Source organism: Streptomyces sp. S6 (assembly GCF_054880855.1).
The window spans coordinates 1-1,023 of sequence record NZ_JBTYMC010000676.1 but is presented as its reverse complement, the minus strand read 5'-3'; the positions used below and the strand labels follow the sequence as shown (position 1 = coordinate 1,023).

Sequence of the window (1,023 nt, the reverse complement as noted above, 5' to 3'; positions counted from 1 at the left end):
GAGGCGCTCGACGAGGATCAGGGCGGCGCCCTCCGCCCAGCCGGTGCCGTCCGCGCCCGCGCCGAACGCCTTGCAGCGGCCGTCGGCGGCGAGGCCGCCCTGGCCCTGGAAGCTGAGGAAGGTGCCCGGCGTGGACAGGACGCAGACACCGCCGACGAGAGCGAGGGAGCAGTCGCCCCGGCGCAGGGACTGGGCGGCGAGGTGCAGGGCGACCAGGGAGGAGGAGCAGGCGGTGTCGACGGTGACGGCCGGGCCGTCGAAGTCGAAGGTGTAGGCGACGCGGCCGGAGGCGACGCTCGCGGTGGTGCCGGTCAGGACGTGCCCGCCGACGTCGTCCGCCGCCTCGTCCAGGCGGGGGCCGTAGTCCTGGGCGACGAGGCCGGTGAAGACGCCGGTGTGCCGGGCGGCCGGGGAGCGGGGGTCGAGGCCGGCGTGCTCGAACGCCTCCCAGGCGGTCTCCAGGAGGAGCCGCTGCTGCGGGTCCATGGCGGCGGCCTCGCGCGGGGAGATCCCGAAGAAGCCGGGGTCGAAGGAGGCGATGTCGGGGAGGAAGCCGCCGGGGAAGGAGGCGTCCCAGCCGCGCTGCGCGGGCACCGGTCCGATGGCGTCGCGGCCGTCGGCGAGCAGTCGCCACAGCGCGCTCGGTGAGTCGGCGCCGCCGGGCAGCCGGCAGGCGAGTCCGACGATCGCGAGGGGTTCGCGGGCGTCGTCCTCCAGCCGGTTCAGCCGTCCCCGCGTCTCGTGCAGTTCGGCGGTGACCCGCTTGAGGTAGTCGACCAGCCTGGCGGTCTCCGGTATCTCGGTCATTCCTGGCCTTCCCGGCTGTTCGAGGTGGCGTTCCGGCCGGTGTCGCGGCCGAATTCCTGGTCGATGAAGCTGAAGATCTCGTCGACGCTCGCCGCCGCGAGCGCCTCCCGGACGTCTCCCTCCCCCACCCCGCCACCGCGTTCCTCGTACCGGGCGAGCAGCAGCCGCAGCCGGTCGGCGGCCTCGGCCAGGCCGTCCGGCTCCACCGGCGCGGCG

General features: G+C 75.4%; 2 protein-coding genes. Both read right to left on the bottom strand.

Annotated elements, in window-relative coordinates; genetic code table 11:
- On the bottom strand, positions 1 to 807 hold an 807-nt coding region (locus ACVNF4_RS36360; RefSeq protein ID WP_461807082.1), incomplete at its 3' end, for a beta-ketoacyl synthase N-terminal-like domain-containing protein.
- Positions 804 to 1,023: hypothetical protein (locus ACVNF4_RS36355; protein ID WP_461807081.1), on the bottom strand; the 220-nt coding region annotated here is incomplete at its 5' end. The genes ACVNF4_RS36355 and ACVNF4_RS36360, both read right to left, overlap by 4 nt.